Origin of the sequence: Vibrio brasiliensis LMG 20546 (assembly GCF_000189255.1) — a bacterium.
GTDB lineage: Bacteria > Pseudomonadota > Gammaproteobacteria > Enterobacterales > Vibrionaceae > Vibrio > Vibrio brasiliensis.
Genome location: NZ_AEVS01000100.1, coordinates 1 through 253, shown reverse-complemented (window position 1 = coordinate 253; position 253 = coordinate 1). Strand labels below are relative to the sequence as shown.

Here is a 253-nt window from a genome sequence, read left to right as displayed (position 1 = left end):
CCGTCCAGTTATCACAGAAATCACAGGCGGTGCGGTTGAGGAAGGTGAATTAGCGGCATTCGATGTGACGCTGAGCAACGTGAGTGAGCTTGCTACTCCAATTACGCTAAGCCTGGCTGACGGTACAGCGGAAGCTGCGTCTGACTACACGGCGACAACCGTTACCGTAACCTACGTTAAAGATGGAAATGTTACGTCTGAAGTATTAAATGTTGAAGGTGGTACGTTCACGTTTAACCTGCCAGCAGGAAAC

1 protein-coding gene is annotated in these 253 nt (G+C 49.8%); it reads left to right on the top strand.

The genetic code is table 11. The features are described from left to right. Positions 1-253, top strand: a 253-nt coding sequence (locus RH46_RS22280; RefSeq protein ID WP_006881064.1) for a hypothetical protein, incomplete at both ends; no start/stop codon positions are given.